Raw genomic sequence first — 26,502 nt, 5'->3', positions numbered from 1 at the left:
GTCTTCAGCCATGCCCGAGAACAACAACCGGTGGACCTCGGACCACCTGATGAAGCCCGGCGGCACCGCCCTGTACGCCGCCCAGCAGCGCGAGCGGCTGCGGCAGATGGCCGACCAGGTCCAGGCGCTGCTCAACGAGTACCGGGCCGACCTGGAGAACATCGAGATCGAGGGCGACAAGCCCTTCGCGGCTCGCATCCGCGCTTATCTGGCGTCGCGCCCGCTGGCGAAGCTCGAAAGCGACCTGCGGGACGCGGTGAATCACGCCGGAAAGCTGGACGCGGAATTCCAGAAGCGGTATGTGGAGCTGCCGAAGAAGCGGGAGGCGAACGCGGAAAAGCGGGAGCTGGAGAAGGCCAGGAAAAAGGGCCTGAGCACCGCCCGCGCGGTCAACACCGCCGGGCAGCTCAACGGCCTCACGAGCGCCCTGGCCGAGCCGACCGGCGACGGGAAGGCGGTCGCGAAGAAAACCGGCACGGACGGTGACCACACCTTCCTGGACTTCCTGGAAAAGAGGGCCTGATCAGTGGCTGCCCAGCTTTCCAAGGGCCAGGTCGCCCGCTGGGACAAGCGCCTGGCGGAGACCACCACGAACAAGGCGCGAGCGACCGCGATGTGGGACCTGGCCCGCCTCCTGGCGGGCACCGACGACACGGCATGGGCCGACCTGGTCGTGCTGCTCCAGCGCTGGACCACGGAGCAGCAGGGCCGGCGGCCTTCGCCGTAACGCTCCGCGCTCATCACCGCTCATCATCACCGCCTCACTCCGTGAATCCGGGGGGCCCATCATGCGCGCCTATACGCGCGCGTGGGGGCCCCCGGGTTCGCCACACTGAGTGACTGATCGAAGGAGACGGCCGATGGCCGACGACGACGCTGGGGGGACCGTCTACGGCTTCCCCGGCGGGCTGACGATCCCGGGACCGGTGGGCAGCACTCCGCCGCCCGGGGCCGCGGCCCCCTCCCTGCCCACGCTGCCCGCCCTGGCGCCCCCGCCCTCCCTCCTGGTGGCCGGGAATTCCAGCGTCGGGGGCGGCAGTACAACGACCACCGCGAACGCGGACCCCGGACTCCCGGACAGTCCGGACGGGCCGGGAATCGCCGCCATGTCGGTGGTGATGATGGCCGGTATTACCGTCGCCGCAATGCGCGGTGCATGGAATGCAACCGCTTATCTGAAAGCCCGGCACGAACACCACCGGGCCATTGCGGATCAGCAGCGGGCGGCGGCCGATAAAGCCTCTATCGAGGTGGAAGCGGCCCGCCAGAAAGGCCGCTTGCAGTCCGGCCCGGAATTCGGGCGCGGCACCCGCACAGCAGGCGGCGGGGGCGGCCGGACGAATTCCGGAAAGAACAACATTCCGAATACCTTCCGTTCCTCCGGCGGCTCCAAGCCGCCGGGCGGGGGCGGAGGCAAGACACCCAACAAGACGCCTGGCGGCGGCTCTGGTGGCCGTACGCCGACGTTGGGCAGCGGAGGGCAGGGAGGCAGCGGCGGAGGCCGCAGGAGTCCCCTGGAGTCTTCCGGGGCAAAGGGCGGTGGAAAGCCCGGAATCGGGGGCGGAAGGACCCCGACAACCGGCACAAGGAACAACTCCGGCGGCCTCTCCGGAGCCGTCCGCGACCGGGCCGCCGACCGGATCCGTAACGGCCCCAAGCCGAAGAGCGGCACCGGCACCCTCGGCACCTCCGGCAAGTCCGGCTCGGGCGGCACCACCCCGTCCTCCGGCTCGAAGTCGGGCCGCGGGCCCGGGTCCAAGACCGGCACGACCGGAACGAAGTCCGGGACGTCGGGCACGAAGTCCAAGACGTCGGGGACGGGTTCGGGCGGCAAGGGCCGGGTCACCCTGCCGGAAGCGGTGGCGACGGCAGCGGAGCGCCGGCTGAAGAAGCGCCGCAAGCGGCTGTCCCCGCCCGTCCTGACCACGGTTCGCAAGGCCAAGGGCAAGAAAGGCGCAGGGAAGCCGGGCAGCGGCCGCCCCGGCCCGAAGCGCAAGGGCAAGGGCCGAGTCACACTGGCGGCGGCCATCGCGAAGGAATCGGCGCGGCGGCTGAAGAAGCGCCGCAAGCGGCTGGACCCTCCGGTCCTGACCACGGTCCCCAAGGGGAAAGGCAAGAAGAGCAAGAAGCCCAAGGCCGGAACTCCCGGCGCGGGGGGTACGGCGGCGACACCGAAGGTCAGCCTCACGAAGAAGCCGAAGCCCAGCTCGGGCGGCCCGGCCGGCCCCGGCGGGACGGCCCCGAAGGTGAACCTCCGCAAGAAGGTCCGGCTCACGAAGAGGCCGCGCCACCCCGGGTCGGGCCCGGCCGCCGGCCCTGCTGGCGGCACGGGCACGACCGGGCCGAAGTCGACCGGGCCGACCAGCACGGGCCCGAAGTCGAAGGCCGACAAGTCCAGCACCCGCCGCGGCTGGTGGGAGCGGGCGAGCTCCCGCCGCTCCGGACGCTCCGAGCCCGACCCGCCCAGCACCAGCACCGGCACCACGCCGGGGCCGGGCGCAGCACCGGGCGGGGGCTTCGGCCCGCCCCCGGGCTGGGGCTACGCCGAAGGCACCACGACCACCGTCGAACAGGCCGGCGGCCACGTCTGGGAGGCACGTCAGCGTGATGCGCGCCGACGGGCTGGCGTTGCCGCCGGGGTCATTCCCGCATCAAGGACAGGAGGAACCGGAGTGAGTGTGCCCGTCCCGACGCGAGCACCGAGTACCCAGTACGCGGACAGCGACCTGACGATCTACGACGTCATCGACTCCGACGCCGACATGGCGGAAGAGATCATGGCGGGCGTCGATGAGGCCAACGCCGCAGCTGAGGGCTGCGAAAAGATGATGACGAAGCTGGAGGCCCTCCACCAGAAGATCGTCGACCTCAAGGTCCCCGGTGTCCTGGAGGGCTGGGTGCTGATCCTCGCGGAGAAGGCCGTCAGCGTGAAGGCGAAGGCGGAGGCCCTGGCGGAGAAGCTGCCCGCCGCATCCGAGGCCATCCGCACCGCCGGCGAGAACGCGGAGCGCCGCCACAAGCCGCTCGCCGACGTCACCCGCGACCACGGCCACGCCGCACCCGCTGAGCGCGACTACCACGTCGAATAGGAGAAACCCACGTGTCTGATCTCCTTCCCGTGATCGGCGGAGCCCTCGCCAGGACAGGCTCGGCCATCGTTGGCGCGGTCCGCTTCGGCATCGTCGTCGCGCAGCTGACCGCCGCCAGCGCCACCATGATGGGCCTGTCCGAGCAGGTCCGCTCCACGTTCAAGTACGTGGAGGACTGCGCGAGCTCCGTCGACCGCCTCGCCGATCTCGCCGCGTCCAAGGCCGTCGACCAGTCCACCATCAACGAGCACCGCGAAGCGGCGACCGTGATGCGGGACTGCAAGGAAGAGGCGGAGGCCATGGCGGTGGAGTGCGAGGAGATGTCCTCGCTGTTCCACGAGACCGCCGACGGCCACATCGCCGACTACGGCGCGGTCGCGGACGCCGCCAACAACATGCCCGACGGCATCGAGATGGCCGACCGCGAGTTCTACAGCAACCGCTGACCCACCCACCCCGCACCAAGGGCGGCGAACCCCACGACGGGTTCGCCGCCCTTCCCCATGCCCTGACAAGGAGAGCCCCCGATGATCCGCCTCGGACCCCTGCGCGGCCGCTTCGCTCTGGCCCGCAACGCATTCGGCCGCGTCGCCACCGTGGCCGGCACCGGCGCGCTCGCCACCGGCACCTTCACCCACGACTTCTACGGCCCCTGCATGCTGGCCGCCCTCGGCTGCGCCGGATGGGGCGCCCTGTGGTCGGTGACCCTGCCGCGCAACCCGGTCGGCAACACCGCGATGGGCCTGTACCTGTCCCCCTCGCTGTCCATGGCCGCGCTGCTCACCGCCCAGCGGATCGTGCCCGGCATCGACTGGTACTGGCAGCTGCTCGCCGACGCCGGCTGGACGGCCGTGGTGCTCTACGTGCGCCCGGCCCGCATGGCCCGCGTCCTGGCCGGCCGCGAGAAGTCGCTGACCCCCCACGCCATCGAGCAGACGCAGGAACTATTGGCCGCCGACACCGTCCAGGACGGGCCCCAGCACCCGATGGCCGCGTTCTGGGCGAGCCACGTCGCCATCGAGGACGGCGCCGCCCCGAACACCGTGCTGGAGCACATCGAGCGGACCGGCGACGACTCGATGAGCGCCGTCATCCGCTCCACCCTCCCCGGCAAGCCGGTCCCCAAGATCGACCTGCTGGAGCTGTCCGCCGCCATCAACTGGCCCGAGGACGACATCGCCATTACCCCCGTGCCCCGCCAGGGCGCCGGGGTCCGCCGGCTCACCGTCGGCCAGGCCCCCGAGCAGGCCCTGGACCTCTACACCGCCTGGGAAAAGCTCATCGCCCCCAAGGGCATGCCCGGCACGGTCATCACCAAGATCCGCACCGTCGACATCCCCGACGAGGAACCCAAGGAACTCCGCGCATGAGCAGGATCTTCGAGCTGACCGTGGAAGCACCGGCCGGCGACATCATCAGCTACCACCCGATGCGCCTCGCCGACGCGCTCGGCATCAAGGACGTCAACCGCCTCGCGGTGGAAACCAACGGCACATCCAAGGCGCTGGTCACCATCTACCCCCACGACCCGCTCGCCCAGGTCATCCTGGCCGACCCGCAGATGCTGCTCATGGACGCCAAGGGCCGCATCTACATCGGCCGCTACCACAACGGCCGAGCCTCCCTACTGCGCCTGTACGACCCCAAATCCGGCTCCGCGCAGCGCCTGCTGCTGTTCGGCACCACCGGCGCGGGCAAGTCCACCGCCGGGCAGATCATCCTCGCGGCGATGAAGCGCTCCGGGATCGCGGTGCTGTACGCCGACCTCAAGGGCGGCCAGTCCGCACCGGAAGCGTTCGGGCAGAAGGGGCACGGCACCGACGGGAACGTCGCCTGGCGGGTCACCACCCAGGAAGGCACGATGGCGCAGCTGCGCACCACGTGGCTGACCATGATGGACCGCCAGGACCGCTACTCCAGGATGGGCCGCTCCAAGTTCCTCATCGGCCGCCCCGACCCGCTGATCTACCAGATCGTGGACGAGGCCAACCGGCTACTCGAGAAGGGCGCGCCCTACCGCGACGAAGCGACCTTCTACATCAAGGACATCGGCCGCACCGGCCGCTCGCTGGGCATCGGCATCGGCCTGTTCGCACAGGCCGGCCACCTCGAGGAGATGGGCGGCAGCGACACCCTGCGGGCCATGTTGAAGGAAGGCGAAGTCGTCCTCCTTCGCTGGACCAGCTCGATGATGAAGCAACTGGTGACCGACGGCCTGCTGCCCACCGGCCAGGTCCTCGCACCCATCCCGAAGTACGCGGGCGAAGTCGACCTCATCAGCCAGTTCGACGAAGACCACGAGGACGACGACCTGCCCGGCACACAGGGCACCGCGTACAACGTCAACGGCCGCTACCCGTCCAGCAAGATGCGGTTTTGGAACATCGGCTCCGACCTGCCCACCGAGGGCCTGGACCCCGAAGTGCTGGAGCTCTACGGCCCCGGCGCACCGGCGGAGATCGAGCAGGACGCCTGGGACCTCATCGGTGACGCCTACGGCCAGCGCCTGGACGGCATGGAGGCGTACCGGGCCGTGTTCCCCGAGCCCGAGGAAGACGAGGACGACGAAGAAGGCGGCGGCGGCAAAAAGAAGAAGAAGGGCTCCGGCGGCTCCGCCGGCACCCGGGCCGCCTCCCCGGTCCCAGCCGCGGCGAGCAAGCCCCGCGCCCGCACGCTGCGCGACCGCGTCCAGGTCGTCCTGGACGCGCACGACGAGCAGCTGGACGCGCTCCAGATCCTGGAGCTGGTCAACGCCGACGGCGACCGCACGGTCCAGCTCGGCAGCGTCCGCAACATCCTGACCACCCTCAGGAAATAGCCCCGCCCCCTCCCTCTTCGACCGGGCCGGGCCTCACGCCCCGCTCGGACGCCGGCCTTCCCGAAGGAGTTCCCCGCCGTGGCGCTGACCGTCTCCCTGGTCGTCTTCGCCGGAATCATCGTGTTGATCCTGCTGCGCACCGGCTACCTGCGGCTGTGGCCCGCATTCGCCGCCGTCCTGTTCGGCTTCACCCTCGCCTCCACCGGCATCGCCCCCGCCATCACCAACGGGATCAGCAGCGTCGCCGGATGGATCAGCAGTTTCGGATAACCCGCCCCGCTCCCCCGCCCCGCTCCCCCGCCTCGCGCCCTCCCCGCCACCCCGGCAGGGAGGGCGCACCCGTCCCGAACGGAGAACGCACGATGGACTTCCATCCCACCGCCGGCCGCCCGCTGTCCGACTCCGAGGCCGCCGCCGAAGCCAAGCGGATCATCGAGACCGAGTTCCGACCCGAGCAGCCGGTCCGCCACTTCCCGACGTCGTTCCGCGACGACTCCCCCGTGCCGGCCTACGGCGACACCCCGCCCGTCCATCAGGACGACCACCGGATCGTGCCCGCCTGGGCGGCCGGGATCGCGGTCGCCTCCATCGGCGTCGGCGCCGGCGTCACCGGCATCGGCTGCGGCGCCTGGCTGGTTCTGCAGGGCCTCGCCTCGGTCACGCTGACCGGCGTCCTGATGGTCACCCTGCCGTTCGCGGGCCTGGCCATGGCCGCCACCGCGATCGGCGGCGCGATCAACCGCGCCCGCTCCGCCGTCACCAAGAACATCTACCAGGGCCCGGTCACCCACAAGACCGAGATTCACAACAACAGCACCACGCGCGGCATGTTCTTCGCCCGCACCCGTAACGACATCCACAACTGACCCGGCACCCTGCCCCGTACTCGAACCCCGCCCCGCACGGCCGGGAGTCGAGTACGGGGCAGGCCGCCCGGAGCAGCCCGCGGTCAGTCGTCCAGGTAGATCAGCAGGCGGCCGTACTCATCGGTCTCCGCCTCATAGATCACGCCATCGACGATCGCGTGGTCGACGACGACCTCGTAGTCGTCTTCGTCGTCGATCCATAACACCCCGTTGTCGTCCGTGAACGCCGGATAGATCACTCCGTCGGCGATCACCGAGTCGAACTCCACTGCCATGTTGCGCCCCCTGCTGCCTGGTTTTGCCCGAGCCTGTCGCACCACCTGGCCCCGGCAACAGAGCCCATTCCCATTGCGTCCGCAGCATCACCGCCTTCGAAGGAGAAGCCGACCGTGGCTGACCACAACGACCGCACCCCGAACATCCCCGGCCAGCGCCAGGAACACCTGGCCGCCCAACACGACCAGGCGCCCAACGTCCCGTCGCTCCCGCCGCAACCCGCGGCCGGAGCGAAAGAGCCGCGACTGGCAGCCCTTCGCATGGCGTGGGCCGACGCGTGGGACGACGGCGGCTTCCTGCACGACCGCTGGGAAGACCTGCGCCAGGCCCCGACCCTCGGCTGGCACGGCATGGCGACCTGGGTGAAATCCGCGCTCGGGCTGGCCGGGATCTGCTTCGTCATCCTGCTGCTGGACGCCGCCACCGACGTCCTGGCCCACGATTTGCGCCGCCTGCTGACCGCCGTCCCGCGCGTCCAGGTCAGCGAGGACACCTCCACCGGCGTCTTCGCCGTGGTCGACCAACCGATCCGCTCGTACATCGCGGCCCACTGCGCCTCGCTGCAGATCAGCGCCTCCACCGTCTACACCCTCTGGCAGATCGTCGGCCTCTTCGGCCTGGTCGGCGGGTTCTTCCGCAGCAGCGGCGCCCGCCTCACCTGGACGGCCTGGGGCGCAGCCAGCATCGCCATGGTCTACAGCTCAGCACCCGCCGACGGCCGCACCATCGCCACCGGGCTCGCCGTCCTCGCCTGGACCGCCACCTCCGCGTTCGCACTGCGCGGCCTGACCCTGCGCCCGACCTTCTTCACCCACATCCACAACGCCGGCCACCAGATCGAGCCGCACATCCACCTCCCCGCCCCGCCCGTCGACCACACCCCGGACAACGTGCACCCGCTCCAGAAGCGCTGACCCGTCGCCCTGCCTGGCTCTCGCCCGCCCCGCGCAGGCGAGAGCCGTACAGGCCGCCCGGCCACCCACCACACCACACGCCCCGACCGCGGCCCTCGTGCCGGTGGGGCGCAGCACTGCCCGCCGTCAACCCTGTTGGAGGACACACCGTGCTCATCCCCCGCCCGCGTCGCCGCATCGGTCGGCCTCGCCCGCAGCGCCCCGGCCCCCGCTACCCGCACCGCCCCGACCGGCTGCCCGGCACCTGGCGCCGGTGATGCCGCGCCGCCGAACGAGGCGCCGCCGCCGCGAGGTGAGGCGGGTGCCGCGCAGTGACGCGACCCTGCCCGAGTTCGATCGCGGCACTGTCCCCGACGGCCTGGTCACCAGGCGTCAGCTGCGGGATCTGGGCCTCAGCCCCGGAGACAACGACGGGCCGGTCGCGATCCTGCGCTGCAAGTGGTGCGGATACCGGCCGCAGTGGTCGTGCATCCACCCCACCCGCGGCTTCCTGCTCCGCGTCGATCTGGCCGTGCCCAAGCGCGTTCCGACGCTCGCTCAGGAGTGGGCTCTGGACGCGGCGATGGCAGCTCGCCAGACCTGCGGCGACTGCGGGAGGCGTTTCTATTTCTGCCTCTCCAAGAAACTCGGCTGCTGCCTGGAGTGCTTCGACGGCACCCCCGTGGACCCCAGCAGCTACTTCGCTGCCACGGCCCCGGTCCTCCACCGGCTCGCCGCCTGATCAATGAATCTCTCGAAGGAGAGTCACCATGTCGGCACTGTTCACCCGCACCGCGCCCACCCCTGAGACCTGGTCGCCGGAGGGCACGATCGTCTCCCAGCGCTACCGGGCGCTGGAAGGCGCGACCATCCTCGTGTACGCCGCCGACGCCGACCGGGCCACCGCCACCTGCGCGGCTGCCTGCCTCGGCTGCGCCTGGCGCGCGTCCAAGAACGTGGCCCACAACCCGATGTCGGAGACGGACGCCGCCATGGCCGCCAACGCGCATGCCGCCGCGTGCCGGGCGATGTCCCGCGGCATCCCGGCGCGGCCGGACGACGCCACGGCCGACGCGATGATCCGCAACCACCTGTGGAACCTGCGCTCCCGCCACGAGGTCCGGGTGCACATCGCCGACTTCCACGCGCAGCGCGTCGACCTCCAGCGCACCACCGCCTGGATCAAGGGAGCGATGGCACGGCTCACCGCGAACGAGCCCAGCCTGCTCACCGCGACGGACGCCGGATCCAGCGGACTGCGCTTCACCCTCTGCCCTATCCCGCGTTGAGCCCGGCGCGCGCCCGGACCCTCGCCCTCGCCGTGGTCACCATCCGGCTGCTCTTGCCGCTGCCCGCGACCGCCTACGAACCGCCGTTCTGAAACGGACTCCGCCCCCGGCCGCGCAGGCCGGGGGCGGAGCCGCACACGGGGTCGACCGCAGCATCGGCAAGGAGGCCGGCCGCCCCGCTCCCTTCACCCATATCGAGATCAGGAGAAACCCAGCATGCACCGACCGCCCAACACCACCGAGCGCCTGGCCCTCTTCGGCACCCTACTGGCCCTCTTCGGCGAGCTGCATCCGGCCTGTGACCACTGGGTCCAGGGTAGCAAGACGGCCTCGCGGAAGCGGCTCTACGGTGACCACCTCGTCTACTCCGACGGATGCGCTGTCGACCCCGACGACCCGGACCGCGACAACGAGCCGACCCGGACCGCAAGCTCCCTCGGCAGGCGTGCGGTGGCCTGCCACGTCGCGTCCTACACCGCCGTACAGCTCGGGGCGACCATCGCGATCACCCGCGCGTTCGGCTACCGCGTCACGCCCACCGCGCTGCTCGCCGGAGCGGCCATCAACGCCGGAACGCACGCCGCGATCGACCGCGGCGCCGTTCTGCTGTGGCTGGCGAAGAAGACCAAGAAGACCGGATACATCGAGCACTGCCAGGCGGTCCGCCTCGACGACGAAGGTGTGCTCACCAAGGAGCTCACCGGTCCGGGCAGTGCGTGGATGGAACTGGACGCGGCCCTGCACCGCGCCATCGGCATCGGTGCCGCTGCCGTCACCACCTGGCTCACCACCCGCTCCGGTGGCCGCCGGTGACCCGCACCCGCATCGAACGCGTCCGCGCAGCGGTCGGCATCGCCTCCCTGGCTCTCCAGCAGATCGAGGACGACCTCAGCGCCGCCGACGTCGACCAGGAGGAGCTCGCCGCGATCCTGCGCGAGCTCATCGAGGACACCGACCCGCCCGGCGGCCTCATCCCGGCTCTGGCGCAGCTGGTCACCGTCGCCGCGCGCCGCGCCGAACAGATCGAGCCCGACCGCGACGGCGACGCCTCCTGCCCGCTGCACGAAGCCGCCGCCCTCCTCACCGACAACGCCGGGCAGCGCCTCATCTGGGCTGCCCGCACCCTTCACCCGCAAGGAGAATCCGCATGACCGAGCTGATCTACCCGCAGATTCCCGCGCACAGCCTTGTGGTCCTCATCGGCCCCTCTGGAGCCGGGAAGTCCACGGTCGCGCGCACCTGGCCCGCCTCGCAGGTCCTGTCCCTGGACGCGCTGCGGGAGGTCGTCAGCGACGACGCGGGCGACCAGGACGCGACCGGCGACGCCGTCGCCGCCCTGCACCTGCTCCTGGAGGCGAGGATGCGGCGGCGGTTGTTCACCGTCGTCGACGCGACCAACGTCACCGAGTCCGCCCGGGAACCGCTGATCGCCGCAGCCAAGCGGCACGACATGCTCCCCATCGCGGTCATGGTCGCCACCCCCGGCAGCGTCTGCATCGAGCGGCAGGGCCCGCGGCCCGCCAACCGCACGGTGCCGGAGGAGGTGGTCATCCAGCAGCGTCAGGACATGGTCAATTCCCACCGGACCCTCAAGGCGGAGGGCTTCCCGGAGATCGTCTTCTCCGACAGCCTCTACCGGCTGCTGCCGTACCTGGAGCGCCTGAGCGAGACCCGGCAGGCCGACCTCGGACTGGACGGCGGCGCTGGCCTCGGTGACCTGAACCTCGTACGCCGGGTGTTCGGCGAGGAGATCCTGCCGCTGTGGCGCTGGAAGCCCGGCTCGAACGTCGCCGGCGGCGACCGCGTCGCGGAGATCCGCCTCGGTCAGCAGTACCTCACCCTCGCCCTGCGCACCGACGTCGACGGCGAGGGCGACATCGGATTCGACGTGCTGGTGCCCTGCCCGCACGACGACGAATGCACCGGCTACGCCTGGGCGCCCGCCTACAGCGTCACCTGCCTCTTCCGGGCGCTGAACGGCGACCTGGACGACGACGAGGACATCGTCTGCACCGTCCACGGCCCGAACAACGACGAGGACCAGGAGGACGACCCCGAGGGCCGCGCCGACCTCGAAGCGCAGGCCATGGAGGCGATCAGCGGATGACGACCACAACCACCGAATGCGGGTGGGACCAGGCCGGTGTCCGGTGCGGGCGCTGCGGCACCGAGCGCACCGCCACCACCGAGGCCGACTACCTCAAGGCCGTCGGCGCGCACGGTGACGCCCACGCCGTGTGGGACCGGCTCAACGCCACCGAGCGGTCCGGCTTCGCCTCGATTTTGCGCACCATCCTGGCCGCGCCGGATCTCGCCGCAGAGCTCCTGGCCCTCGCTGACCGGCAGCCGACGGGAGGCGGAGGCCGGTGAGCCGCGCCGCCGGCGGGCCCCACCCGCACCCGCTCACCCCGGCCGACCTCCCGACCGGTGACGACTGGGTCCGTAGCTGCCCCGACTGCCACCTGCCGATCCAAGGCGGGGGCGCCGGCCTCACCGCGCACCGCCGCACCGTCCACACCAGCACCGGTGACCCGCGCATCCCGATCACCATCCACCTCCCGTTCTGAGAAGGAGTTCCCTGTGACCACCAGCACCGACACCCTCGACGGCCTGTTCGCCGGCCTACGAGTTGACCAGTTCAGCGGCCGATTCGACCACGAAGCCGCGTACGAGGTCTTGCTTCGACTGCTGGACCACGCGCGCCTTGTTGGGGACCGCACCACCCCCGCCGAGCTGTGGACCGTCCTGCAGAGCATCCCCGGGTCGGAGCCGTTCGGCAGCCGGGCCCGCCTGCACCAGCTGCTGCACACCGCCGAACGTGACGGACAGATCCGCCGCACTGCCACCGGGCACATCCTGCTGCGCCTGGACGCGCCCTTCACCGGAGGGCCCATGCACGTGTGGGTGCGCCTGGAAGGGCGCGGTGGCAGTGAAGCCGAGGTGGAGATCACAGGGGCGGACCCGTGGCCGGAGAACCAGCTGCACGCCCCGGGCCCGGCCTGGTGGTGTTGCACCGGCTGCCGTGACCACAGCGGCAGCCTCGCTCAGGACTTTCTCCTGATCCGCGACGCTGCAACCGACCACGCCCGCACCTGCCGTGCGCTGCCCGCTCCGCCGGCCGTGGCCTGACGGACGCTCCGTGCCGCCCCGACCCCGCACAGCCGGGGCCGGGGCGGTCGCGGTGGTCCCTCACCACGGAAGGAGATGGACGTCATGACACACCCCCGCTACGAGGTCGACGTCCCGATACACCACGCAACGCAGCAAGGACGGCGCGGTCTTCACGTCTTCACCGGCCGCGCCGCCGGACCGGGCGAGGCCCTGGCCAGCGCGCACAGCGCCTACGACCGAGCCGCGCAGTACGCGTCCGCCAGCCGTCCGGCCCCCGACGACTCCAGCGACGGATGGGCTGTGCACGGCCTGCGTCCCGACTGGGTCCTGGAGTGGCACCTGGCCACCACGAAGGAGTGGGTCAACCCCAGCAACCTGCTGTGAATTCGCCCCGGGACAGGCGCTTCAGGCGTCGAAACCGTCGCCTGCCCCGGGTTCACCACCCCGTACGAGACGAGACGGAGAAACCAGTATGTCCCCCACCCTGCGCGTACAGGCCCGGACCGGACAGCGCACCCTGTTAGTGACCACAGCCGCGCTCCCCTTGGCCGGCTGGACCGTGCACGCCCTGACACTGCACCGGCGCCTCGCCGCCACGAAGAAAGACCCGCTCACCGGGGCGCTGCGACGCGACGCGTACACCGCCCGCGCCCGCCGCATCCTGGCCCGCCACGACGACACGGCCGTGGTCATGGTCGACGCCGACCGGTTCAAGGCCATCAACGACAGCCTGGGCCATGCGGCGGGCGACGCCGTCCTGGTGTCGATCGCGGCCCGGCTCACCGCATGGGCGGGCCAGCGCGCCGCCGTCGGCAGGCTCGGCGGGGATGAGTTCGCGATCGTGCTGGACCTGCCGCGCGGCGCCCGCGAAGGCCGCCTGGAACAGCTGGTACGGATGCTGCACACACCGATCTCCCTGGACGACGGCCGCACCATCGACATCGCCGCCTCGGTAGGCGCCGCGACCCCGGACACCATCGGCACCCGCGATCTGGGACAGCTACAGCGCGCGGCCGACGCGGCCCTGTACGACGGCAAGCACACCGGCCGCGCTCACCTCGCCACCACCGCGCACTGCACGACGTCGACCATCAACGGGCGTCGGGCAGGCCGACCGGGCACGGCCATGTGGGGGCGAGCGGCATGAGCACCGCCACCCACCCGCCGGAAAGCGATTGGATCCGCGGCATCACCATCCAGCAGCCGCACGCCGCCTGCATCACGGCTGGGGTCAAAACGATCGAGAACCGCCCCCGTTCCTGGCCGTGGCGCGGCTGGCTGCTCCTGCACGCGGGGTTGACCATTGACCGGCCCGCCCTGCGCCAACCCCTGGTCGCGCGCACGATCCGCGGCCGCGACCTGACCACCGGTGCAGTGATCGGTGTCGCCCGGCTGGTCGACTGCCACCAGGACCCGGCCGGCTGCCCGCCCTGTACCCCCTGGGCGCAGATCGGGATGTGGCACCTCGAACTAACGGACGTTCAGGCACTGGCCCTGCCGCTGCCCGCGCGCGGGCAGCTCGTGCCGTGGAAGCCCACCCAGGACCTGATCGCGCAGGTCCTCCAGCAGCTGCCCGACCTGCGGCCGTGACCACCCGCCGACCTCCCACACCGGCACCGCCCGTCGTGCCGGTCCGTCTCCTGGACTGGCGCGACGGGCGCCACTTCGCCTGGCCCGCGCGGTGCGTGCTGTGCCCGAAGACCACCCCGCTGCGATCCCACGCCGGAGAGCCCGTGCACAAAACCTGCGCGGAGAGCTGGAACGCGGCGCACCCCGGCGAAACCCGGTTCGTCTCCGACCCGCCCAAAGCCGGCCGGAACACCGACCACGCCTGAGCTTCCCCCCCCACCTCCCGACGGAGGCCCCCATGAGCAACACCCCACAGCACGACGTCGACCACGCCTTGGCCTACCCCGAGCCACCCGCCTCGCCGCTGTGGCATCGGGACCCGCAGGCCAGACCGCTGACCCCCGAGCAGCAGCGGCGCAACCGCGAGCTCCTGGCCGCCGACGCCCGCACCCGGCACTTGCGCACCCACCTCGCCGCCCCCGCCCCCACTGCCTGAGCGCCCGCACCACCACCCTGCACGGCCCGGGGCGGCTGCCGAGCAACGACTCCGGCCGCCCCGGTGCCCCAACTAGCCCGCCCAACCGAGAGGCGTGCATGACCGAGACCGAGACGTTCGAGACCATCCGCTATGCCGCCGATCTGCCCGCCAGCCCTCGCCGCATCGCCATCGGATTCGCAAGCGGGCGGCACCGGGCATGCGGCCTCATTGAGCTCCTTGCCGGCGAACTCCGGGGCCGCGGCCGACAGGTTGAAGTCGAGCACCTCCACGCCCACCTGCCGCGCGTACTCAAGACGCCCGACACCGCCCACCCCACCCACACACAGGAGGCCTCCCGATGAAACGCCGTCTCTTCCGCCGCTGCGGCAACGCCCCCGGAACCGACCCCTCCCCGAGGACCAGGCCGTCATTGATGAGTTCCGCGCCCTGCTCCAGGTCCTCAAGAATCCGAAGCCCTGGACCGCCGGAAGCGGCGATGACATCGCCGTACGTATAGGGTCGTTCGTCGAGCGCGCACACCCCCGGCCTGGCGACGACCACGGACCCGATGCCATCGCCGTGAGCCTGCAACACCCCGACACTCCCCATGTCGTCCCGTACGACCGCAGCGTCAGCACCGGCTGGCTCCGCTGCGACCGTCACCTCATCGTCGGCGTCTGGCAGCCGGCCTACCGGATTCTGAGCCACGCCGCGTACGGACGGGCGCTGCCTGAACAGCCGCTGCCCCCAGCCCACTACGCCGTCCACATCACCTGCCCCGGCCGACCACTCCTCCGCATCGGCCCCTACACCCAATGCCACCACGCCGACCACGATGCCGCGCGCCTGCGCCAGCGGTTGCACCAACCGGGATCGGTAGCCGAGGCGGTGCCCTTCGACTTCGACGCCTTCAACGCGTACCACGACCCACACCGCCAGAACATCGACGATCTCGTGGTCCAAGAACCTTCGGCCTCCCCCGCCCTCGAGCCCTGATCCGAGAACCCACGACGGCCCGGGACGGCTGCCGGCTTCGCGCTCGGCCGTCCCGGATGCCACCCCTCCCAGACTGAAGGCCCGGCCCCGGTTGATTACCGGCGCCGGGCCTTCTTTGCGTTTCGGGACTTTCCCGCGTCGGTCGTGGCCTACGAGACGAAACTCCCCAATTGGGGAGAGCGGCGGCCCCCGGCCGTCAGGACACGAGTCAGCGGTGCTGCGAGGTGCTCGGCACGGTTGGTCAACGGCTTGTGCGCCGTGAAGCAAGGCGACCCGTTCCGAGACGACCAGGTGGGCGGAATCGGAAATATTTCGCGAACTAGGCAATAGGCGACGCCTAGAACGGCGCCGTGCGCGGCCGATCTCGCGGCCGCCGGTATGGCGCGACGGTGAAGCCCCTCCGAGGCCGTCAGAGCGCCGCACAGCCGATCTAGCCCTCGGCGATGGGGTGTTGATTGGGCTAAATGAGTGATCTGGGCTCTTAGGGCGCCACTGTGGGGGTCACGGATGCGGTCCGACTGCATGGGGTGGATGTGGTGATCTCGTCCGGGCCGTTAGGGTCGACCCATGCTCATCGCGAACGTGTCCCCCGCACCGGCGGCAAGACGACCAATTCCGGATGGTTGGCGCATGCCTTGCAGGAGGCAGAGCACGACTACGACGTAGTTGGGTTCGACGCTGACCATAGCCAGCAGTTCCACGCATGGAGCGTGACGGGCGAGTTCACCTTCCCCGTCGAGCCGGCGGCCACCGCCAAGTTCCACACCGAAGTCACCGTGCCGGACGGAAAGATCGCGATCGTCGACTGCGGTCACACCGAGAACCACCCCGACATCACCAACTCCGTCCTGCGCGTGGCGGACCTGGTGATCCTGCACATGGCTCCGACGAAGGCGGACTTCGACCGGATCGTGGACCCGCCCGACAAGACGAAGATCAGCGACGTCATCAAGATGAGTGCCGCCCTGCGAGCGGACCGCACGGCGCCCCCCACGTGGGTGCTGCTCAACCGCAGCGTGACCGGGGCCAGCTCCACGGGCATCTACCGCGGAATGATGGAAGACGAAGGCTGGAACGTTCTCACCACGGTGATCCCCCGTAGCGAGCAGTTCGGCCAGTCCGTCAGCTATCCCATTACCGGCGCCAGCAAGGGCCCGTTCGGCCAGCTGGTCACCGAGCTCGAGAAGAGGGGTCTGCTGAAGTGAGCCAGACGCACACCCAGCGGCTGAGGGCAGAGCAGCAGAAGCGGCGCGACGCGAAGGACCAGGCTGAGCGCGAAGCAGCCGCAGCGGCAACTGGTGCACCCCCCGCCGAACCGCCCACGGGTACGGAATCCGGTTCCGGGAGCAGCGGCGGTTCGCCGGCGGTGCTCCCCGAAAAGGTGCCTGCCGCGCGGCGGCCGCAGCCGTTCACCGCGGATCTGTTGCCATCCACCGAAGCGGTCGATGCATCAGGGGAGCTGTCCGCCGAGGAGCTCGACGAACTCGATCGGTGTGAGCGTGCTCTTGCCAATGCCGATCAGGCGCAGTGGATGCGCGGCATGGCCATCCACGCACTCCGGGAGCGGAAGCTGTTCCGTGAGAACGGCAGGACTTGGCCCGAGTACTGCGAGGAGATCGGACTGAGCGAGTCCGATGCCAACCGCATGATCCTTGAGTACCCGTTGGCGAGGGCGATCGCCCAAATTTGGGCGACTCCCCGGATGGTCCCGGCCTCGCACGTCCGGGCCCTGCTCCCCCTGGTCCCGAAGTTCGATCTTGATGGAACTGCGCAGGGGTACGTGAAGCTGCGCGCCTGGGCGCAGGAGAACGGCCAGCGCGTGACGGCGACTCTCCTGACATCGATGATCGAGCAGACGGCGATCGCGGGGCGACCGTCTGACACTCCGCTTCCCGTCGCCGAGTTCGTCGCCCGCATAAAGGCCCTTGACGCCGGAGTTCCTGCCCAGGCCAGTCCCCCGGCCACGAAAGCAGCGGCCGACGGCGGCCCCCAGGACGTCGATAACCCCAACCCCTCGAGTCACCCAAATTTGGGTGACTCCTCGGCGCCGGAGGGCTCGCGACTCCCGGATCACCCAAATTTGGGTGACGTGGATGACGCCGACCGTGCAGACGACCCCGACCTTGTGGACGCTGAAATCGTCGACGAGGAGTGGGCCCAGGCGATCAATGAGGCGCTCACGGAGTTGAGCCACGGCATCGAGGGCAAGCTGGCGGGCGCTTCCCCGGAGGTGTTGAAGGGGATCGCTGCTGCGGCTACGACGATCCTCAACGCGGCCCAGGATGCGCTCGGAGACCGGTAGCGCAGTCACCCAAATTTGGGTGACTCACGGGCTCAAGGAGGCGGGCCCGGGCGGGCCCGCCTCCTTTCTGCTCCCCCGGTGATCACTTTTAGCTGACGATCCGCGCCATGAGCGCCCCGAACAGGCCCGGCGCGCAATCCATCGTGAGACGGTGAAGACCGTTCAGGAGTAACACACTGATGCAGGAGGGGTGGCAGCACGTGACTGCGGGGAAGGCGACGCCCATCACGCTGACACGCGCGCACCGAATTCTGATCTCGGTGGTGGTGACCGGTGCAGTCATCATCGCTGGCATCGGCTTCGCCGGCTCGTACGCTGCGGTCCGCCACCTCGCCGACGAAAAGGGCTTCGGCTGGTTCGCGAACGTCTTCCCGATCGGCGTCGACGCTGGCATCGTCGTGCTCCTGGCACTGGATCTGCTGCTGACCTGGATGCGCATCCCGTTCCCGCTGCTCCGCCCGACGGCCTGGCTGCTGACCGCCGCTACCATCGCGTTCAACGGCGCCGCAGCGTGGCCCGACCCGGTCGGCGTCGGGATGCACAGCATCATTCCGGTGCTGTTCGTGGTGTCCGTGGAAGCGGGGCGGCATGCGCTGGGCAGGATCGCGGATCTCACCGCCGACCGGCACATGGAATCGGTGCGCATCATGCGGTGGCTGCTCGCACCGGTCCCGACCTTCAAGCTGTGGCGCCGCATGAAGCTGTGGGAACTGCGCTCCTACGACCAGGTCATCCGCCTGGAGCAGGACCGCCTCGTCTACCAGGCACGCCTCCAAGCCCGCTACGGCCGGGCCTGGCGCCGAAAGGCCCCCATCGAGGCCATGATGCCGTTGCGGCTTGCCCGCTTCGGAGTACCGCTGGCCGAGACAGCAGCAGCTGGCTTCGCGGCGGCCGGCATCGATGCTCCCGCCGTCCTGCGCCCGCGCCAGACCACAGCGCTGGAACTCCTGGAACCCGAGGAATCCGCAGCGGCGGGGGAGACGCAACAGAACGGGGAACCGCAGCAGGCGGCGACGCCGAGCGAAGCAGCACCTGCCCAGGAGATGCCCGGACATCCCGGCGAGCCAGCCGCGGCGCCGTCGACCGAGGGGTTGGAACGCGACGGCGGTTGGAACGAATCGCGAGACGACGCTGCAGTTGTCGTTGCGCAGTTCCAAGAGCAGGAACTGCGCAGTGCGCAACCGCGGTACGCCGGGGTGCCGCCCGCCCGGCACACCGCGCCGAGGGCGTCCACCGTGCACTCCCGGGTACCGGATCGGCCCACCGAGGCCAGCGCGATGGGAACGTCTGCCGCCACGGCCACTCGCTCCGCCGTCGCGACGACAGAGGACAGGGAAGCCTTGCTCCTGAGGGGCAAGGCCGGGGTGAGAGCGATCTTCGCGCGCATGACCCCGGCTGAACGGGCGGAGTCCGACAACGCCCTGGCGCCCCGGCTCGCGCAACAGGTGGGCCTGTCGGAGGGCACCACGCGCAAGTACCTGGGGGCCGTCCGTCGCGAGTTCCAACCGGCGGACTAACCGTTCCAACGATGCGGGATGCACGCCGTTGGAACAGGGCCGGCGTTGGAATGCGCAACCGTTGGAACGCTGTGCAGGAGCCGCACCGACTGCGCAACGCCCCCGGATCGCGGCGCTGCGCATTGCGCAATCCCCCGACGAACCCCGGCACTGCGCACTGCGCAATCCACCGCCGGCCGCGTCATCTCCGTCCGCACCTGTCGACGTTCCAACCGTCCCGCGCGGATGCTGCGCAGTATCCAACGCGGGTGAAGCACCGGCTGTGCGCCCGGCGTCGTGAGCCGCCCCGCGTCTGGAGCGGCGGCTGCGCAGCAGACTCAGAGACGGCGGAGGTCGACTGCGCCAGCGCTGCAGGACGCGGGGGACCGGTTGCACACATGCTTGCACCGGCCGATTGCACCGCAGGTCAGCGCCGTGCCATCCAGATCTTCCTATGCGGGGGCGAGCAGGGTCCGTAGGAGCTCCGCGGTCGCGTCCTCCATGTCGGAGTGCAGCTCGTCGCACAGTTTCTCGAGCTGTGTGGCTGCGCGTTCCAACCCGTCGTAGTCCCCGAGGGCGTGGTGCGCTTGGAACGCCAGCCGGTGCAGCCGCTCGGATTCCATCGCGACGTCCAGCCCCTTGGTCGCGGCCCACAACGCGCTCCGCGGATCGGCAGCCTGAAGCCGGCGCTCGGCCAGCGTCGCGGCCGCGTCGATGATCGCGTCGATCATGTCCTGGGCGAGATGCCCGGCCCAGTGGTAGCGACGTGGCGGGACGGCGGCGAACGGTCGGCCGCGGACGAGTTCCAACGCGGTGCGCAGCATTGCGTCGCCGTCGGCCAGCGGTGCGCGCTTTCCAGCGGCTACCAGGTTCTGGAACTGGTGCCAGTCGCAGCTGACGGTGTCGGAGAACCGGTAGCGGGCGTCGGCGGTGTTGGCGATGAGAGGCAGGTGCTTGGTGCCGTCGGCGCTCGCGCCGAGCCAGCCGCGCAGGCGGCTGATCCACGGGTTGCGGGATTTCCGGTCGACGTCCCTGCCGGGCCACAGCGCTTCGTCCAGGGCGCGGTGGTCGAGGCCGGGATGCAGCACCATCCACGCGGCGAGCTCCGTCAAGGTGCGGCGGTGCTTCGTCTCCAAAGTGCCCTGCGCGTCGACCACATCCACGGGCCCCAGTACCTGGATGACCGGACCACGAAGGACTTCCTTGGCCGCAGGCTCCGGGGCAGGTTCGCCCTCTGAGTGCGGGGCGGTGATCGGAATGCCGGCGGGCGTCGTCGCCCTGGTGCCCGGGAAAGACTGCTCCGACTCGTCGTCCAGTTCACTACCGAAATCCGCGAGGCCGGCCAGGAGCCCGCGGTCGCTGTCTTGGCCGATGCCGTCCAGGCCGTTGACGTCCGGACCCGCAGGGGGAGATGGCAACGATGGGGCGGTGGAGAGGTCGGCGTCGTCCTCGGTGATCCGCGCGTGGACGCGCGGATCATGGTGGTACGGGGCCAGCACCGCGACAGCGGGGGGCTCCTGCACTTCGGCCGGGACGGACTCCAGGGCAACGGCGGGCACAGGGTCGGGGCGCGCCGGCACGTCGGGGGCGGCTTCATCGGAGAGCGTGAGCAGTTCGAGGACATCGGCGTAGTCCTGATCAGACAGGGCCTGAGGAGTACAGACGATCTCGGTGTCGGGAAGCCGCACCGCAGTGGCGGGGGAGGCGTCGATCGTCCACGCCGAGGGCAGAGAAGCGGCTCCGGAGCCCGGGTCGTTGGTGGTGATGATGACGGTGGCGGTGCGGGGGTGCGCGTCGGTGATGGCCGCGAGTTGCTTGTGCGCACCGTGCTCGCTGATGTCGTCGGCGGCGAGGAGCAGGTACGGGGTCCAGGACGCTGCGCCATCCTCGCCGAGCCGGGCCTGGCGCAGGCTGTCGGCGCCCACGGCGGCGAGTGCCTGTTGCTGATCGGTGTGGTGAGCGGCTACCGCCCGTAGCGCGGACGCGACATCGACGGGCGCGGCGAACCACTCGGGGAGCAGGGCGGGCAGCCCAGCGAAGGCACTGTTTCCCAGAGCAGCGATATCGAGGTGGTCGGCATACGGCGAGGTGGCCAACTCCACGGCCAGGGCCCGCAGGACCGATAGCCGATCGGGGCCGGTGATCTGCACGGCTCCGTAGCGCTCCAGGTCGACCAGCACTGTCTGGCCGGCGGCGTCCCCGCCGAGGGTGACCAGGGCCGGATAGGGGGCATCGACGGTGCGGGTGTCCGCGGGTTCAAGGAGCTCGGTGGTGTTGGCCGGGCAGTGCCACCGGCTCCGGTCCTCATCGGTGACCATGAACGGCGGCACTGGTGGGGCGGCCGCGGCCAGGTGCAGCAGCAGACCCGTAGCCGGTGCGTAGACCACGGCGGCCAGCTCGGGCAGTTCCCGCCCTGCGGCGGTCAGGTGTACGGCGGCGGTGCGCAGCGCTGTGTCGATGAACTCGGCGCCGTCGGGGTTCTCGGTGGCGCGCAGGGCGCTCTCGGTGGCGGCAGCGTTGCCGGTGGGTAGCGGGATGCGGCGGCCGGGGCGGCGTCGGCGCTGCTGCAGTTTGCGGCGGGTGGCGAGCAGGGTGAGCAGCGCTGCGGCCAGCAGCCCGCCGCCGAGTGCGTAGACCGGCATCCGGCTGCCGGTGGCCGTGCTCTCCGCCGTGGTGGTGCCCGCCGGCACCGGGGCGGCGGGGGAGGGGACACTGTTCGGGGCCGGCGCCCGGGTGGCCGGAACGGACGGCGTGGTACTCGGCCTGGGCGACTGCGTGCTCGGCGACGCCTGCTCACGGGAAGGGCGGCTGTCCGGGGCGGTCGTGGACGGCGCGGGAGCAGGGTGCTCGGTCGGCGCGTGCGTCGGGGGTTGCTCGGTGGGGCCGGAGGGCTTCTGCTGAGGATGGGGTGTGGCCGGGGCCGAGGGCGGGGTGGTCTCGGCCGGTGCGGGCAGGGTCAGGTGCTCGCCGGGGTAGATCAGGTCGGGGTCAGTGAGATGGTGACCGCCGGGCTGAAGGTGGCCGGCGTTCAGGTTGTAGATCTTCGGCCACTGGTCGGCGTCGCCAAGTTGCTCCTGCGCGATGCCCGACAGGGAGTCGTCGGGCACGACGGTGTAGATGGTCGGAACCTCCGGCCCGCTTCCGGCGGTGGCTGGCGTGGTGGCCGGCCTGGTACTGGCGGGCATTGCCGGATGTTCCTGCGAACCTTCCGCCCGGGTGGTGGTGAGCGCGTCTGCAGCGGGATCGGGGCTGGTGGTCGGTGTGGTGGTGCGGGCATCAGCGGGCAGCTTGATGACCGCGCCCTGCGGAAGGTAGCCGTCGCCGGCAGCGAGCTGGTGGATCTCGGGGTTCAGCGCGGCGATGTCCTTCCACCGCTGGCCGGCTCCGAGGTAGTGCTCGGCGAGGTCCCATGGGGATTCGGTGGGTGAGGTGACGGTGTGCGTGAGCCAGTGCGTGGCATCCGCTGAGGGCGTGGACGATGCGGAGGCGCTCGCGCTGCCCTGGCCGTGGGCGACGCTCTGCGTCACGGTGACGGCGGCGGCGTGGGTGGCGGTCGCTGCGGATGCGGCGGTCGGCGCGAGGAGCACGATCCCGCCGATGAGGAAGCTGGCGAGAGACTGCATACCGCTCAGACCGCGGATCCGGGGGGCGGAGCGGCGCTGCAGTACCGCCACGATCTCCACGAGCGCGGAGAGGGTGAAAGCGGCCCAGGCGGCCCATCCCAGGAGGGTGATGACGACCAGGAACAAGGTGCCGTCGTCCTGGCGCAGCAGCAGGTCCAGGCCGCCGGACAGTTCGGTGGGCTGGTGCCCGATCGCCAGGAGCGCGTAGGGAACTCCTGCGATCAGGGCGAGCAGGAGGGCGAGGCCGGCAAGGGCGCGCAGCAGGACGCCGAGGGTGCGCAGCGGTCCGGGGGTGTGGGGGGCCATGGTGCGGCTCAGCCTCCAGCTTGGGTCTGCAGATGGGCTTTCGCGCTACCCGTCACATGGATCGTGGACTTGCCGACCATGGAGGCGAACAGCGTTTGGTACGTGCTGTGGACGTTGACGAGGAGGGTTTGCCCGCCGTCGGTGATCTCCACGTCGCCTTGTACGCCTGCTGCGGCGAGGTAGTCCTGCGCGGCGGTGCGGGCGGCGTCCGGGTCGATGGTGATGGCGGTGCCCTCGATGGCCTGGGCCGGGTCGAGTTGCTCGCCGGCGGTGCGGGCGGCTTCCTGGGCGAGGGAGGTGGCACGGTTGGCGGCGTTCAGAGCGCCGCCTCCGTCCACGAGCAGCCCCATGACCATGAAGATCGCCAGTGCTGCCACGGCGAAGAACAAGGACATCGAACCCCGGTCCCGGTCTCCTGAAGGCCGGCACTGGTGGGCGCATCGGCGCAGCGCACGGATCATTGCCGGCCCCTATACGTGTCGATGGGACTCGTCCAGCTGGAGGTGAGGGTTTTGGAACCCGGCAGGCCAGGCAGCCCGATGTCGGCCAGGTTGGCGGTGCAGGAGATCGTCACCGTGACGGTGGCTTCCGTGCCGACGTCCAGGGAGAAGCCGCCGGTGTCCACCAGCACGCTGGAGGTCTGGCAGGTGATGCCGTCGCCCTCCAAGCTTCGGTCGGCCGCGGTCTGGGCTTGGGACTGCGCGTGCTCGCCGTCGCGTTCCAAGGATGCGGCGCGTGCGGCGGCGTGGGCCGCGGAGTCCACGGCGCCCTCGGCGTCGACGACCCGGCCGAAGGCGACCATCAACCCCAGAAGGCCGATGACGACGGGCGCCAGGACCGCGGTCTCCAGCGCGTAGCTGCCCCGTTCGCGGTGTTCGCTGCGGATTCGGAGGCGGTGCGGGCGGGTCATGGGGCGGTCCAGCGTTCGATCGGGCCGTCGGCGAACTGGGTGACGTCCAGTTCCAGCCCGGGCACCAGGGTCGCGACGTGTCCGGTCACGGTGATGCGGATCTGCTCCGGCGTGCTGCCGGCGGAGGAGACCTGGGCGTCGCGCACGCTGTTGCCGAATTTGGCGAGGAAGTCGTCGGCCTGGCGCACTCCGTCGTCTGGGGTGGCACCGAAAGCACGGCCGGATTCGACGCCCTGCCGTGCGGCGGACTGGGCGACTTTGCGTGCGTGGTAGTACAGGCCGACCTGGAGGGCGGTGAAGATCAGCGCCAGGACCACGACGGCCAGGACCGCGAACTCGACGCTGGCGAATCCCCGACTGCCGCGCAGGCGCGCGGCCATGGCCCGCCAGCGGCTTCGCTGGGCTTTCACCTTGTTCTCCCTCTCCGTGTGCTGGTCCGTGCTCATCGCTCATCCGCCGTTGATGATGCCGATCTTCTCCAGGAGCTTGCCGCGGATGGCCACGACCAGCAGGCCTGCGCCGACCAGGAGCGCACCGGCGATGAGCGCCAGCTCGGTGCTGGTCTGGCCGGCATCGCGGCCCGCCTTGAGCGTCGCGTAGTGGCTGCGGATCCACACGGTGAGGATCTGGATGTCCATGAGCTGTTCGTCTCCTTAGGGTTCAGCTGCCGAGGATGGTGATCGTGATCGGGATCATCACGAAGGTGAGCATGAGGATCACGCCGGCGGTGACGGGCAGGATCATCACCGCGCTGGCCGCGTTGGCTTCGGCCTTGGCATCGGACAACAGCGCGATGCGCAGCTGCCGTGCCTGGGCTTGCAAGGTGGCGTAGACAGCGGCACCGTCGCCGGCCAGCGCCAGGGTGTCAGCGGGCCGGGTCAGTTCCGGGATATCGAGTTCCTCGCCCAGCTGCTTGAGCGCGTCCCACACGGTGACGCCGGACAGATCGGCCTGGTGGAACACCTGCCGCATCCGCACGAAAATCCAGCCGTCGCCGACCTCCGCGGTCTGCGTCAGCGCCTGGGCCGCGCCCGAGTTCGCGATGCGGGCCAGCGCGACCCGCTCCAGGTAGGAGGCGGCGGCGTGCCGCACGATCAGCCGCGCAGCCGCGGCGTCCCGGGCGACTTCCTTGCCGGGCCACACCCAGAACAGCGCGCCGAAGCCGAGGGACACGAACCCGTAGGCGATGAAGTGGAAGGGACTGCCGGTCGCCGCGAGCAGGGCCTGCAGCAGCTGCGGCAGCAGCAGCCCGTAGAGGGCGAACAGGAATCGCTTGCCCAGGTGCTCGGCCGGTGACTTGCGCAGCAGATTCAGGTCCTTCATCGGCAGCGTGAGGCGGCCGCCGAACTCCCGCAGCAGGCGCTCCCCAATGCGTTCGGGCAGCGAGCCGGTGCGGGCGGTGTCCGCGGAGGACGGTCCGACCGTGACCTTGCTGGCGTCCAGCCGGTCCAGGGCGCTGGCCAGATCGGGGCGGGCGGGCATCGCGGCCCGCACCGCCAGCCCGATGAGGGCGCCGGCCGCGGCCGCGGGCAGTACCGCGTGAACCGGGATCATCGCGTCCCCCCGAGCGTGGTGAGGTGAGCAAGCAGCGGATCCAGCAGCCGGGGGTCGGGCTTGGTCCGGGCGATGCGGCGCAGCCACGACAGCGTCCAGGCGAACATCCCGCCGAGGAAGGCCAGCACGATCTGCCCGGCCGGCGACTGGTACCAGGCGGACCAGGCGCCGTTGAGCATGCAGCCGATCACGACCACGCAGATCACGACGGAGACCATGCGGGAGCTCTTGCGGACCTTCGCACGGTCCGCTTCCACATCGCGGGCGTCAGCGGCCTGCTGGTGAATGGTGACGGCCAGCGCCTCCAAAGCATCCGACAGGCCCGGGCCCTTGTAGACGGCGTGGGACTGGAAGAGCAGCACCACATGGTCGGAGACACCGTCGGCGAGCTCATCGGCGAACTGCGCGAAGGCGCGCTGGGCGTCGACGCCGCTGCGCAGCCGCTCGGCCAGCAACCGCACGTTCAGCGCGATGGGCGCGGGCGGGTTCTTCGCCGAGGCGCGGATGGTCTGGGTCAGGCTGATGCCCGCGGTGTGCACACCGGCCAGGTGATTGAGCCACTGCCCGAGCGCCTCGAGGCGCTCGATGCGCAGCTTCGCACCCGTGCCCGGGTTGAGGACGAACGGCAGGCCGAGGACGGCGGCGCCGGCGAGCAGGCCATGGACGGGCCACCCGGTCCAGGCCCACACGCTCACGGTGACGATGCCGGCCGTGGTGACCAGCAGGCGCCAGCGGGCACGCCAGGCCTCGGGCAGTTCCGCCTTCGCGCGTCGGATCCGGCCCGTGGTGCGGGACGCCGGTTTGGTCGGATCCGGGGTTCGGCCGCGTAGTTCCCGGACGAGCAGGATGACGGCCAGGATCGCCAGGACCGAGCAACTGGCGGCGACCAGAGCGAGTTGCGAGGTAGTCACCACGACCTCCAGGTG

35 protein-coding genes are annotated in these 26,502 nt (G+C 70.6%); 27 read left to right on the top strand and 8 right to left on the bottom strand.

The annotated features are described in order from the left end of the window. Positions 1 to 10 precede the first annotated feature (10 nt). The 8 genes from LNW72_RS40550 to LNW72_RS40515 all read left to right on the top strand — a co-directional run bounded on the left by LNW72_RS40550 (position 11) and on the right by LNW72_RS40515 (position 6,773). A complete protein-coding gene (locus LNW72_RS40550; RefSeq protein ID WP_250980569.1) occupies positions 11 to 523 on the top strand; it encodes a hypothetical protein in 513 nt (170 codons plus the stop codon). Positions 524 to 526: 3 nt separating this feature from the next. Next, on the top strand, positions 527 to 727 hold the full coding sequence (locus LNW72_RS40545; RefSeq protein ID WP_250980568.1) for a hypothetical protein: 201 nt from the start codon (positions 527 to 529) through the stop codon (positions 725 to 727). A gap of 133 nt (positions 728 to 860) precedes the next feature. Continuing rightward, a complete protein-coding gene (locus LNW72_RS40540; protein ID WP_250980567.1) occupies positions 861 to 3,089 on the top strand; it encodes a hypothetical protein in 2,229 nt (742 codons plus the stop codon). An 11-nt stretch (positions 3,090 to 3,100) separates the two neighbouring features. After that, positions 3,101 to 3,535, top strand: a complete 435-nt coding sequence (locus LNW72_RS40535; protein WP_250980566.1) for a hypothetical protein — start codon at positions 3,101 to 3,103, stop codon at positions 3,533 to 3,535. An 81-nt stretch (positions 3,536 to 3,616) separates the two neighbouring features. Further along, on the top strand, positions 3,617 to 4,459 hold the full coding sequence (locus LNW72_RS40530) for a hypothetical protein (protein ID WP_250980565.1): 843 nt from the start codon (positions 3,617 to 3,619) through the stop codon (positions 4,457 to 4,459). Next, the gene (locus LNW72_RS40525; protein WP_250980564.1) at positions 4,456 to 5,907 is read left to right on the top strand and encodes a transfer protein; all 1,452 of its coding nucleotides are present in this window, start codon (positions 4,456 to 4,458) and stop codon (positions 5,905 to 5,907) included. Before LNW72_RS40530 ends, LNW72_RS40525 begins: the two co-directional genes overlap by 4 nt. Before the next feature lie 78 nt (positions 5,908 to 5,985). Next, complete coding sequence (locus tag LNW72_RS40520; RefSeq protein WP_250980563.1) at positions 5,986 to 6,177, top strand: hypothetical protein; 192 nt, start codon at positions 5,986 to 5,988, stop codon at positions 6,175 to 6,177. Positions 6,178 to 6,269: 92 nt separating this feature from the next. Then, on the top strand, positions 6,270 to 6,773 hold the full coding sequence (locus tag LNW72_RS40515) for a hypothetical protein (protein WP_250980562.1): 504 nt from the start codon (positions 6,270 to 6,272) through the stop codon (positions 6,771 to 6,773). Positions 6,774 to 6,856: 83 nt separating this feature from the next. On the opposite strand, the gene LNW72_RS40510 is transcribed toward LNW72_RS40515, so the two are convergent. Continuing rightward, positions 6,857 to 7,048 carry a hypothetical protein gene (locus tag LNW72_RS40510; RefSeq protein ID WP_250980561.1) on the bottom strand — a complete coding sequence of 64 codons (192 nt, stop codon included), beginning with the start codon at positions 7,046 to 7,048 and terminating at the stop codon, positions 6,857 to 6,859. Positions 7,049 to 7,162: 114 nt separating this feature from the next. Here LNW72_RS40510 and LNW72_RS40505 point away from each other — a divergent pair, with 114 nt between their 5' ends. The 19 genes from LNW72_RS40505 to LNW72_RS40415 all read left to right on the top strand — a co-directional run bounded on the left by LNW72_RS40505 (position 7,163) and on the right by LNW72_RS40415 (position 19,204). Continuing rightward, positions 7,163 to 7,963: a hypothetical protein gene (locus LNW72_RS40505; RefSeq protein WP_250980560.1), complete on the top strand. Its 801-nt coding sequence runs from the start codon at positions 7,163 to 7,165 to the stop codon at positions 7,961 to 7,963. Between the two features lie 301 nt (positions 7,964 to 8,264). Next, positions 8,265 to 8,684 (top strand): RRQRL motif-containing zinc-binding protein, encoded by a 420-nt coding sequence (locus tag LNW72_RS40500; protein WP_374117451.1) that lies wholly within the window; start codon positions 8,265 to 8,267, stop codon positions 8,682 to 8,684. Positions 8,685 to 8,712: 28 nt separating this feature from the next. Then, entirely contained in the window at positions 8,713 to 9,231 is a 519-nt protein-coding gene (locus LNW72_RS40495; protein ID WP_250980558.1) for a hypothetical protein, read from the top strand. Positions 9,232 to 9,447: 216 nt separating this feature from the next. Beyond that, a complete protein-coding gene (locus tag LNW72_RS40490) occupies positions 9,448 to 10,044 on the top strand; it encodes a hypothetical protein (RefSeq protein ID WP_250980557.1) in 597 nt (198 codons plus the stop codon). Continuing rightward, entirely contained in the window at positions 10,041 to 10,382 is a 342-nt protein-coding gene (locus tag LNW72_RS40485; protein ID WP_250980556.1) for a hypothetical protein, read from the top strand. The genes LNW72_RS40490 and LNW72_RS40485 overlap by 4 nt, the downstream gene beginning before the upstream one ends. Continuing rightward, positions 10,379 to 11,338 carry an ATP-binding protein gene (locus LNW72_RS40480; RefSeq protein WP_250980555.1) on the top strand — a complete coding sequence of 320 codons (960 nt, stop codon included), beginning with the start codon at positions 10,379 to 10,381 and terminating at the stop codon, positions 11,336 to 11,338. The genes LNW72_RS40485 and LNW72_RS40480 overlap by 4 nt, the downstream gene beginning before the upstream one ends. Beyond that, positions 11,335 to 11,601: a hypothetical protein gene (locus tag LNW72_RS40475; RefSeq protein ID WP_250980554.1), complete on the top strand. Its 267-nt coding sequence runs from the start codon at positions 11,335 to 11,337 to the stop codon at positions 11,599 to 11,601. Before LNW72_RS40480 ends, LNW72_RS40475 begins: the two co-directional genes overlap by 4 nt. Next, a complete protein-coding gene (locus LNW72_RS40470; protein WP_250980553.1) occupies positions 11,598 to 11,798 on the top strand; it encodes a hypothetical protein in 201 nt (66 codons plus the stop codon). The genes LNW72_RS40475 and LNW72_RS40470 overlap by 4 nt, the downstream gene beginning before the upstream one ends. A 13-nt stretch (positions 11,799 to 11,811) precedes the next feature. Next, positions 11,812 to 12,360: a hypothetical protein gene (locus tag LNW72_RS40465; RefSeq protein WP_250980552.1), complete on the top strand. Its 549-nt coding sequence runs from the start codon at positions 11,812 to 11,814 to the stop codon at positions 12,358 to 12,360. Between the two features lie 84 nt (positions 12,361 to 12,444). Next, complete coding sequence (locus LNW72_RS40460) at positions 12,445 to 12,726, top strand: hypothetical protein (RefSeq protein ID WP_250980551.1); 282 nt, start codon at positions 12,445 to 12,447, stop codon at positions 12,724 to 12,726. 88 nt (positions 12,727 to 12,814) lie between these two features. Continuing rightward, complete coding sequence (locus LNW72_RS40455; protein ID WP_250980550.1) at positions 12,815 to 13,489, top strand: GGDEF domain-containing protein; 675 nt, start codon at positions 12,815 to 12,817, stop codon at positions 13,487 to 13,489. Further along, on the top strand, positions 13,486 to 13,932 hold the full coding sequence (locus LNW72_RS40450) for a hypothetical protein (RefSeq protein ID WP_250980549.1): 447 nt from the start codon (positions 13,486 to 13,488) through the stop codon (positions 13,930 to 13,932). Before LNW72_RS40455 ends, LNW72_RS40450 begins: the two co-directional genes overlap by 4 nt. 35 nt (positions 13,933 to 13,967) lie before the next feature. Next, on the top strand, positions 13,968 to 14,177 hold the full coding sequence (locus LNW72_RS40445) for a hypothetical protein (RefSeq protein WP_250980548.1): 210 nt from the start codon (positions 13,968 to 13,970) through the stop codon (positions 14,175 to 14,177). A gap of 32 nt (positions 14,178 to 14,209) precedes the next feature. Next, the gene (locus tag LNW72_RS40440; RefSeq protein WP_250980547.1) at positions 14,210 to 14,407 is read left to right on the top strand and encodes a hypothetical protein; all 198 of its coding nucleotides are present in this window, start codon (positions 14,210 to 14,212) and stop codon (positions 14,405 to 14,407) included. A 98-nt stretch (positions 14,408 to 14,505) separates the two neighbouring features. Then, positions 14,506 to 14,751, top strand: coding sequence for a hypothetical protein (locus tag LNW72_RS40435; RefSeq protein WP_250980546.1), 246 nt, complete (start codon positions 14,506 to 14,508; stop codon positions 14,749 to 14,751). 217 nt (positions 14,752 to 14,968) lie between these two features. Further along, positions 14,969 to 15,385: a hypothetical protein gene (locus tag LNW72_RS40430; protein WP_250980545.1), complete on the top strand. Its 417-nt coding sequence runs from the start codon at positions 14,969 to 14,971 to the stop codon at positions 15,383 to 15,385. A 527-nt stretch (positions 15,386 to 15,912) separates the two neighbouring features. Further along, a complete protein-coding gene (locus tag LNW72_RS40425; RefSeq protein WP_250980544.1) occupies positions 15,913 to 16,590 on the top strand; it encodes a plasmid partition protein in 678 nt (225 codons plus the stop codon). After that, positions 16,587 to 17,687 carry a hypothetical protein gene (locus tag LNW72_RS40420; RefSeq protein WP_250980543.1) on the top strand — a complete coding sequence of 367 codons (1,101 nt, stop codon included), beginning with the start codon at positions 16,587 to 16,589 and terminating at the stop codon, positions 17,685 to 17,687. Before LNW72_RS40425 ends, LNW72_RS40420 begins: the two co-directional genes overlap by 4 nt. A 179-nt stretch (positions 17,688 to 17,866) precedes the next feature. After that, positions 17,867 to 19,204, top strand: coding sequence for a DUF2637 domain-containing protein (locus LNW72_RS40415; protein ID WP_250980542.1), 1,338 nt, complete (start codon positions 17,867 to 17,869; stop codon positions 19,202 to 19,204). 431 nt (positions 19,205 to 19,635) lie between these two features. On the opposite strand, the gene LNW72_RS40410 is transcribed toward LNW72_RS40415, so the two are convergent. The 7 genes from LNW72_RS40410 to LNW72_RS40380 form a co-directional block, all read right to left on the bottom strand. Further along, positions 19,636 to 23,112 (bottom strand): LysM peptidoglycan-binding domain-containing protein, encoded by a 3,477-nt coding sequence (locus LNW72_RS40410; protein WP_250980541.1) that lies wholly within the window; start codon positions 23,110 to 23,112, stop codon positions 19,636 to 19,638. An 8-nt stretch (positions 23,113 to 23,120) separates the two neighbouring features. After that, positions 23,121 to 23,507 carry a pilus assembly protein TadG-related protein gene (locus LNW72_RS40405; protein ID WP_250980540.1) on the bottom strand — a complete coding sequence of 129 codons (387 nt, stop codon included), beginning with the start codon at positions 23,505 to 23,507 and terminating at the stop codon, positions 23,121 to 23,123. A gap of 62 nt (positions 23,508 to 23,569) precedes the next feature. Then, positions 23,570 to 24,022, bottom strand: a complete 453-nt coding sequence (locus LNW72_RS40400) for a TadE/TadG family type IV pilus assembly protein (protein WP_250980539.1) — start codon at positions 24,020 to 24,022, stop codon at positions 23,570 to 23,572. After that, the gene (locus LNW72_RS40395; protein WP_250980538.1) at positions 24,019 to 24,432 is read right to left on the bottom strand and encodes a TadE/TadG family type IV pilus assembly protein; all 414 of its coding nucleotides are present in this window, start codon (positions 24,430 to 24,432) and stop codon (positions 24,019 to 24,021) included. The genes LNW72_RS40400 and LNW72_RS40395 overlap by 4 nt, the downstream gene beginning before the upstream one ends. A gap of 39 nt (positions 24,433 to 24,471) precedes the next feature. Continuing rightward, complete coding sequence (locus tag LNW72_RS40390; RefSeq protein ID WP_250980537.1) at positions 24,472 to 24,660, bottom strand: hypothetical protein; 189 nt, start codon at positions 24,658 to 24,660, stop codon at positions 24,472 to 24,474. 22 nt (positions 24,661 to 24,682) lie between these two features. After that, positions 24,683 to 25,576 (bottom strand): type II secretion system F family protein, encoded by an 894-nt coding sequence (locus tag LNW72_RS40385; protein ID WP_250980536.1) that lies wholly within the window; start codon positions 25,574 to 25,576, stop codon positions 24,683 to 24,685. Continuing rightward, on the bottom strand, positions 25,573 to 26,487 hold the full coding sequence (locus tag LNW72_RS40380; RefSeq protein WP_250980535.1) for a type II secretion system F family protein: 915 nt from the start codon (positions 26,485 to 26,487) through the stop codon (positions 25,573 to 25,575). The genes LNW72_RS40385 and LNW72_RS40380 overlap by 4 nt, the downstream gene beginning before the upstream one ends. Between the last annotated feature and the right edge of the window lie 15 nt (positions 26,488 to 26,502).

This window comes from Streptomyces sp. RKAG293 (genome assembly GCF_023701745.1).
Classification (GTDB): domain Bacteria; phylum Actinomycetota; class Actinomycetes; order Streptomycetales; family Streptomycetaceae; genus Actinacidiphila.
This window is presented reverse-complemented; position numbering and strand designations above follow the sequence as displayed.